Raw genomic sequence first — 8,421 nt, 5'->3', positions numbered from 1 at the left:
AAAAGATGGCATACTGGCCTTCTTGTCAATTCGGTTTCGAAAGCATATTTTAGTCGTTTCGCCCACTTTTTCACCTAACTCATGCGCTAACTCATTGGAAATAGATCAGGTCAAAGTGAACAGTCTCGTTTCGATAAATCCACATAATCACTTTTTTGAATATCAAATCTAAAAAAGAAGAGTAGAGAATCCCATGTATACTCAAGCAGTCAGATATCTTTTCCACATCTCACACACTTCCTGAGCACTTCCCAAGCCACGCTCAGGAGGTCTTTGGGATACTCTCAGACTGCGTAGTCCAGGTAAGGTAGACTGTGAAGTGTCAGCTTATCGGATTCGGGGGATATTCGTTTTTTTATGGTAGACTACTGTGAGATACTCAAGACTATCTCACCCTTAACCATACAGCTACACGTGTGTTACTCAGAGTGCAGATTATGTTTCAATTAGGAATGCTTCCCTTTCTTTTCAGTAAACTTGATCATGATATAAAGGAGTTATTAAGGAACTCGATGATAACGAGATAATATCCGGTTCGGCACTGCATGGTTTATGGCGCTGCTTTGGTGGATTTACGGTAATGGTTCGATACCTCACCTTCACCTCCAATACAATGGTACGCAAAGCATTGATGACCACGTATGGTATTGATAGTGACCAGAGGTCGCTTCTAATGAAAGCAGTTCCATATCGTATACAGACGAGGACTTTTAACTCACCTGGCAGTCCTCTATATGCCCGCCTGATGTTCATGAAGCTAATTCCGGAATCTTTCTCATCAGAAACTCTGAATCCTTCTGCCAATATGATATACAGGTTGATAGAGAGAATGGATATCGAACTACTTTATTCACAATTTATGCCGATTGGAACGCTTTATGCAACATATTGGTTTTTTTATACAATCTTACGAAAGCATAAATAAACGGGAGGAATCATGAAAGCATTGGTTTTTGTTTTGTGCGCTCTGCTACTTTGTTCGAGCGCTCTTATGGCCATTGATGGCCGTTTTGCAGGCAAACACGCCACATATACTTCCGATAATTATTGCGCATTCGTTGTAAACCAGGTTAACAGTGAACATCCTGAATACCTGGGTCAGATACAATATTGGTATTATGATAACGAAATGCAAATGTGGTCTCATACCACAGTTAGTACTCAAGCAAATCACTACTGTAAACCCAGCCTCTATTATACTCCCCAGGAAATAGTTGTTGCTTATAGCTCTGGAACAAATAAGATGCTGGCAATATCCACAAACAATGGTCTCACCTGGCAGAGTTATGAAGCTGGCAGAACTTTTGATCTGAATCCCACAGTGTTCAAAGAAGGGGAAGACTACGTGGATTTTGAACTGAAGCTCCCATATCCGCAGTGGATGATGACTGAACTGGTCAGTTCGGATGATTCCAGCGATCCGGTATTCCCTCAGAACTTTACCAATTTCGAGAAATCCATGCACGACACAGATGTTTATTATTGGGGTAAGGATGTAATCTATCAACCTCTTCGCAGCAATGGAGATATCCTGATTAAGAATGGCGGTGGTGGGACAAACGGAGGTTGGCCGACTTTTTACGCTCCTGTGATAACCTCGGGCACTGTGATTTCAGTTAATGGAGATTATCCCATTGATGATGTATTTAGAGGTGGTTTAGTAGAGAATGCACCGCATTTGGATTACCCTCAGATTGATGATTCGCAGTCAGTATTGGTGGGACCAGAGGAATATAGTGACACCAGGATAATCAAGATCAGAGTTGATGGTGACAGCTATACTGCTTGGATGGGAACCATTTCAGTTCCCGTGCAAACTCAATTTCCTGTCTATGAAGTTTATCCGGAAATACCTCCGAGCGATCCCATTTATATTAATACTGTAGCGGTAAGTGACACTATATGGACGACAATCGCTTCTGGATCATGTGCAAACATGACTTTAAAAGTAAACAGCGAGCTCTGGATTGAGGGGACATTCTCCGGCAAGCAGACCTGGATCGCTCAAGGTGATATCTTCATTATCGGAGATATCCTCCTGGAGAACACTCAGGCGGGTACATCTCCGGAAGAGCCCATGAACTACTCAGACCAGGTACAACTGATCTCAGCGAAAAGTGTGAAGATGAAGTATGGATACAAAGATCCGCAGACAGGAAACAGAGTTCACCTTGCCAGAAGTGACGCCGAACCTTTCCAGGTATATGCCTCAGTATTGGCTTTTGGAGATGGAGGTGACAATCCCCGTAATGACGGTATATTCACCTTTGAATATCAGCATCCCCACGGGTCAACACCAGCAGTAAACGTTCTATATGATGGTGAAAATCACTATTTTGATAATATCGACTTGCATCGCTATCGTTTCCCGCCCACAGTTGCAGATCCCTGGCCTCTAGGCTCTCCGTTCAACTCCGATGAACCACGTTTGGACATGCCTTGGTATAATCCCCTGTGGCCGGAAGCGAAACCGTATCTTGAAAGAGGTACCATCAATCTCTATGGATCCATAGCTCAACGCAGACGCGGCTATATCCATCGCAGTGGAAATGATAGTGATTATCCTTCCAATGACGGCATCTGGGATATTCCAAACGATATGTGCGGTGGCCCAGTTATACCTCCCGTTCCTTATCAAGATCCTGTGATACCTGATTTGGTTTTGTTACCTCAAAACTATCCTGGCTCTACAGGTATCGGAGTGGGCTATAAAAAGAGCTTTCAAGCGGATGGTCGGCTGGGCTTTAAGGACTTGGACAACCTTCAATGGAATCTGGGTTTGAGTTTTGGAAGATTGGTATCGAATGGCGAAGGAGGTTTTGATACGCAGGATTATCAATTGGTGCCTTACATAGGAATTCCTTACACTCCGAAGAGTATCTCGCATGGAGCTGATATGAGCCTGTTTGCCCTGAATAACAATCTGGTCTTAAAGAATCAAACAGGGGAAGTGGAACTGCTCCAGCAGGATTCAGCAGAGTATATAGCACTCCAAGTCAAAGACCCAAACACAGCCTACTACATCAAGCTGTTACATCAGACCAAGGATAACAGCATCTTTATCGAGCATATTGATCTACAAACAGGAGAATCCAACATGCTGGATATGGTATCAAACGTCCCTTCCATGATGGCCGACCTGATGATGCTACCCGATTCCAGAGTACTGTATGCTTACCTTGATCCTCAGCTGCAAGTAGTAGTGCATGAGATCATGCCAAATGGCGATACTCCTGAATTGTGTACTTATAATGCTTCGGAGATAGTGGGTACCGCCGAGCTTTCCAATAGCAGAATGTTTCTGGGCGCAATGGGCAACGAAAACATGAATATACTCTTTCAATTGGCTTCTGATATGGACTTGCATGGCGTGATGCAGATCGAGAATGTGCAATTGGCAGTCCCCGCCGGTAATCCTGCTTATGAAGTTCCTTCGATTCCCAATATGAGCATGAAAGTCTATCCCAATCCCTTCAGCAGTGCAGTAAAGATCGAAGTAGCCGGAGCAGCAAGTGAACTTCACGAACTGAAGATATACAATCTGCGGGGTCAATTGGTTCATAAACTAAGCGGAGCAGCCGCAGATGAAACGGGATTACGCAGTTACGACTGGAATGGATGTGATTCACAGGGACACAAGCTTCCCTCCGGAATCTACTTTATACGTTATGAAAATGCGGGTATGCCGCACATCACCAGAAAGGTAAGTATCTTTTAGTGTAAAGGACTCACATACAGAATGGAAGAACCAAGAAGTAAGCCATGTTTCCTAGTAGAATCATCGGCACAGATTTGTAAATCGATAAGAACATAAATAGAGCTGAAAAGCACTATAAAGGTAAACACCTGCACTTTGGGAAAAGAGCAGGTGTTTTGTATTGGGTTTTGAAGTACTGGTTACATTAAAGATATAAGATGACAGGATGGCAAAAACCACCTAACGCGCTATTTACTTATTGTAAGTCACAAGTTCTGATATGCAAGCAGAAATTAACTGGAAACACTCATGACGGTCCTTTCAGCAAAAGGCTTGACGATTTTGTTCAGGGTAATATTCGTGACTTGCATGCATTCTAAGATAAATTTAGAATGCAATATCTTGATCGAAAAGCCCAAGGAGCAGTAGATGAAGGAGACATCATGAACAAGTTCTTTGCCATTATATGTATATTTCTATATGTTTGTACGGCAATAGCCCAGGAAGGTGAAGCTTACCGAGGTCAGACCATCGCGCATGAGAAGGTCTATCTGGTATCGCAAAAGCACGGTAAAAACATCCTGAGCCTGGATACCCAAAATACCATCCTATACGATGAAAATGGAAAAATACATCCTTCAGGGCAACCGAACCTATAAGGGCAAGGAGATTCGCATAAACAGCGAAGATCCCCTCTACAAAGAAAGCCTCGTTTACAACCATATGAATGGCCTCATTTCCCGCTCTGTGGATTATGATGAACCTCACAGAAAGCAATCCGGCAGCATCCAATACGATGCCAAAGGTAAGGTGCTCACAAAGGTCTTGCGCTACTAAACCGCAACAGACTCAATGCTCTGGGATATGCTACTACAATCAGGTGGGATATCTGTCACATTACTATAAGATACTGCAGAGTAGCGACAATCTGCCTCTTCAGAAACAGCGTTTCGACTTCAAGGACGATCTAACCGAGACTCATACCTATATATACGACAGCTCCGGCCTTCTCAGCTTTGTGGTTTGCAGATCTGAGGAAGATTCGCTGATGTATAAGATGCAGTATAGTTACGACGATAAAGGAAACTTACTTCAGGAATCCAAGATGAACGCATTTGACCAGGAAACAGAATCCCGGCTATATACTTATGACGATTCCAACCGCTTGATTCTGATGTTGGAATACAATTGGAATCCCCGCTATGGAGGCATTCCAAACCTGCGTAAACATTGTGAATATAGCTATGAATAAGGGGTTACCACAAAGGATAACCACTCACTAAGACATTGTCCTGCAACTTCCTGATGCGAACCTTTTGGAGCTGAATGGCGCGGTCGATATTCTTTCGGTCATAGGATTTTAAGCTTCCATTTTCACCGCCCAAGATGCGATTGCCATAGAAGATCAGGCATTTGTCCACCAATTTGGCTTTCCAAAAGGCTTCGCTCAGCCTGTTTCCAGTTTCCAAAAGCACAGAATAGAGCTTCATGTCCCATAACACTTGCATCACTTCATTCAGATCAAGCTCATCCTTGTGTCCATGCACTTTTTGCGTCTTTACTCCAGCCATGTTCAAAGCCTGCACCTTACTCTCTTCGGCAGTGTGATACAAGAGCATTGCAGGATACTCTTTCGCACTTTTCACCAGCATGGAATCTTCCCTGATATCCAGGTATGGATCCAAGACCACCCTTAGCGGTTGTTTCACCTTGCGCATTCCTCTTACATTCAGCATGGCGTTGTCTTTGCTCACGCTATTGATACCAGCCATTACCACTTCCACTTCTGAGCGTACTTTGTGTACCTGGCGACGTGAAGCAGGATTGGTAATCCATCTGGAAGAGCCGTCACTGGCGGCAAACTTCCCGTCCAGACTCAAGGCAGTTTTCCAGATCACAAATGGTCGCTTTTTGTTCATGTAGCAGAGGTAGTATTCTAGTTGTTCATTAATGCTTTCTTCAAAGAAGCCATATTCTACTTCGATGCCGGTGTTTTTCAGCCTTTCTATACCCTTTCCACACATTAGGGGATTGGGATCCACAATGCCCACCACAACTCTTTTGATCCCGCTTGCGATGATGGCTTCTGTACATGGCGGGGTTTTACCGGTATGACAACAGGGTTCCAGGCTCACATACATGGTAGCGCCTTTTGCCTGTTCTCCGGCTTCACGAATAGCTACTATCTCGGCATGATCTTTTCCGTAGGGCATTGTGCTGCCTTCACCTACTGTTTTCCCGTCCTTTACGATGATGGCGCCCACAAATGGATTGGGTGAGCACTTTCCGCGAGATTCTTCAGCTTTGCGGATGGCAAGCTTCATATAATACTTATCCATACAATTCCAGGTTTTTCCTCGCTAATTCGTGACTGGCATTTTTCTGAAGGATGGATTGCCACACTTTGATGGCTTCGTCATTTCTTCCTTGCCCGATCAGGGCAATGCCAAGGTTGTTTGCAGAATCCGGATTATCGGGTTCTATGCGGCACAGTGCGGCGAACCACAATTCTGCTTCCTTATAGTCTTTGTCGTTCAGACACAAAATCCCTAAATGCATATAGGGTGGAGCAAAGCCATTGTCCAGGGCAACGGCATACATCAGATCGGCTTTGGCTCTGTTCTGCTCTTTGGTTAACAGTCTGCACAATCCGCGATAGTAGTATAAATCTGCGCTGTCAGGAAAGCTTCTCTGTGCCAGGACTATCTCATCAAAAGCCCGGCTTGCATCGCCATTGGCCAGATGCTGAGCGATTGAGGAAAATATCTCGTTCTGCTTGAAATAGAGGGAGGGATTGCCCACAATGCACTGTCTGATATACCATGTGCCGTTATCTTCCCGCAATACAAAGCAGAATTCGTGCTTGCGGTTCAGCTCTGTAAATACTATGCAAGAAGCTCCGTCTTCCGACATTCCCGTGTGGACAAAGCTATATTGCCTCAGCTTTTTAAAATAGGGTATTTCGCTGACGATGGTCTCATAGAGTTCAGCCAAATCCGCCAGTTCAGATTGATTCATGGTAAGTGAACGCAATTCCCTAAATTCCAGGGCAATCACGAAGTCCAGATATTTGGCGGTCACATCCTCGGGATGTAGCTTCTTTTCTTCTTTTTTGAGCGGTAAACCCAGCCTGTCCATCAGGTAATCGACAGGGAAATTGCCCGGATACTGATATCCAGAAAGAGTGTCCAGGAGCGTCTTTTTGTCCTTTGTTGCCAGACTAATGGGGCTTTTCGATACAAATCCCGGATTCTCCATGCGAATCCAGATATCGATGTATTTCTTGGCTGCATCCACAGCTTCATGATTGTTATCTGCCTTGAAGGCGGGAAAGGGGCTTTGGGCTTCAATTCGGGGCGCATAAGGGCAATCGGTGGGGCACTTCAGGTCTATCCTAATTTCATTGCAACACTGCCAACACATACCCATTTTAGTTCTGGGGCATAATCTCAAGGCGCGCTCGGTGTGACATCGCTTGCACCTGTCTTTGGCGCTCAAAGATAACACGGAGCCTCCGGAACTGGCGCGGGATTGCGTTTGAAAGCGCTGCGGGCTATTAATTTGTAAACAGTCTTTACTTTATCCACGTCAAACGTATCCAAATCTTGCATGGAGTGAATAGCCCATAATATAGCATCAAGATCCGCGTAGGATATACCCATATCGGCTTCATCGGATTGTTGAGGCCACAAATCCGCAGTAGGAATTTTATCTATGATCTTTTGCGGGATTTCCATCTCCTTCGCCATTTGCCAAACCTCCGTCTTATAAAGCTGCGCCAGGGGCTCCACGGCTGCTGCGGAATCTCCAAATTGAGTGAAGTAACCGGTCATGATCTCACTGAGATTACAGGTTCCTAATACCAACGCGCGGTATTTTGCTGAAAGGTCATATAGCACACACATACGGCTGCGTGCCATCAGATTGCCTCTGCGTAAATGATTGGCATCGGGTTCATAATTGTCGAACCATGCATCCACCATTGGGCTGATGTCTATCGTCTGATACTCTATATCCAGCGTTTGGCATAATATTTTGGCATCAGCACTGCTGTCCGGATGACTGTTGCGATAGGGCAAAAGCAAGCCGATCACATTCTCTTTACCTATAGCCAGCGTCGCCAAAGCTGCGCTGAGGGCGCTGTCTATTCCGCCGGATACGCCAACGATGTATTTCTGATGACCGCTGCTAGTCAGATAATCGCGCAAGAAAACCTTTATCTTTTCGATCTCCGCGCTTGTGTCTATTTTACGCATTCTTTTCTCCCAAGAATTTACTATGATCAAGCAAGAGAGATTGTGGATATTGGTCAAGGATTTTGTGGTAGGTAGGTTTGGTAGTCCTTTGTTCATGAGTTCCGCAGTGCTGCGGTGAGCACAAGTATGTACAGGTGGACGTGCCACAACAGAATTACATCAAATCTTATTCATCCTCTTTGCCTCCAACAGTGCCGAAGCAGATATAAAGCAGTTATCATCCAGTACCCACTCGATGATAACCTGATGATATCTGCTTCATATCAAGACGAAACCAAGATCATGAATGGAGAAGACGCTCCAGAGACAAGATCTACAATCTTTCGCAACAGCCATTTATACTTTGACCCTGTCCCATTTTTTACACCACTTGTAAAGTGACACGTTTCTTATCGACATTGTTTTCATAGTTTTCTCTGTATTTTGCCGGAGGTAGGAAGTTTAGTGAGCTGTGGGGGCGATTGTAAT

At 44.6% G+C, this 8,421-nt stretch carries 7 protein-coding genes; 4 read left to right on the top strand and 3 right to left on the bottom strand.

The features are described 5' to 3' along the window. Window positions 1-937 precede the first annotated feature (937 nt). The 4 genes from PHF32_08080 to PHF32_08065 all read left to right on the top strand — a co-directional run bounded on the left by PHF32_08080 (window position 938) and on the right by PHF32_08065 (window position 4,949). Window positions 938-3,718 (top strand): FlgD immunoglobulin-like domain containing protein, encoded by a 2,781-nt coding sequence (locus tag PHF32_08080; protein MDD4560673.1) that lies wholly within the window; start codon window positions 938-940, stop codon window positions 3,716-3,718. Between the two features lie 422 nt (window positions 3,719-4,140). Further along, complete coding sequence (locus PHF32_08075) at window positions 4,141-4,356, top strand: hypothetical protein (protein ID MDD4560672.1); 216 nt, start codon at window positions 4,141-4,143, stop codon at window positions 4,354-4,356. Continuing rightward, a complete protein-coding gene (locus PHF32_08070; protein ID MDD4560671.1) occupies window positions 4,319-4,534 on the top strand; it encodes a hypothetical protein in 216 nt (71 codons plus the stop codon). The genes PHF32_08075 and PHF32_08070 overlap by 38 nt, the downstream gene beginning before the upstream one ends. Before the next feature lie 43 nt (window positions 4,535-4,577). Next, window positions 4,578-4,949, top strand: a complete 372-nt coding sequence (locus PHF32_08065; GenBank protein ID MDD4560670.1) for a hypothetical protein — start codon at window positions 4,578-4,580, stop codon at window positions 4,947-4,949. 4 nt (window positions 4,950-4,953) lie between these two features. Here PHF32_08065 and ribD read toward each other — a convergent pair whose 3' ends face one another. The 3 genes from ribD to PHF32_08050 are packed head-to-tail and all read right to left on the bottom strand — an operon-like array spanning window position 4,954 to window position 7,953. Then, entirely contained in the window at window positions 4,954-6,036 is a 1,083-nt protein-coding gene (gene ribD, locus PHF32_08060; protein MDD4560669.1) for a bifunctional diaminohydroxyphosphoribosylaminopyrimidine deaminase/5-amino-6-(5-phosphoribosylamino)uracil reductase RibD, read from the bottom strand. Next, window positions 6,029-7,204 carry a tetratricopeptide repeat protein gene (locus PHF32_08055; GenBank protein MDD4560668.1) on the bottom strand — a complete coding sequence of 392 codons (1,176 nt, stop codon included), beginning with the start codon at window positions 7,202-7,204 and terminating at the stop codon, window positions 6,029-6,031. Before PHF32_08055 ends, ribD begins: the two co-directional genes overlap by 8 nt. Continuing rightward, window positions 7,192-7,953 carry an NAD+ synthase gene (locus PHF32_08050; protein MDD4560667.1) on the bottom strand — a complete coding sequence of 254 codons (762 nt, stop codon included), beginning with the start codon at window positions 7,951-7,953 and terminating at the stop codon, window positions 7,192-7,194. The genes PHF32_08055 and PHF32_08050 overlap by 13 nt, the downstream gene beginning before the upstream one ends. Window positions 7,954-8,421: the final 468 nt, after the last annotated feature.

The organism is Candidatus Cloacimonadota bacterium, from assembly GCA_028706475.1.
Taxonomy (GTDB): Bacteria; Cloacimonadota; Cloacimonadia; order Cloacimonadales; family Cloacimonadaceae; genus UBA5456.
This window is presented reverse-complemented; position numbering and strand designations above follow the sequence as displayed.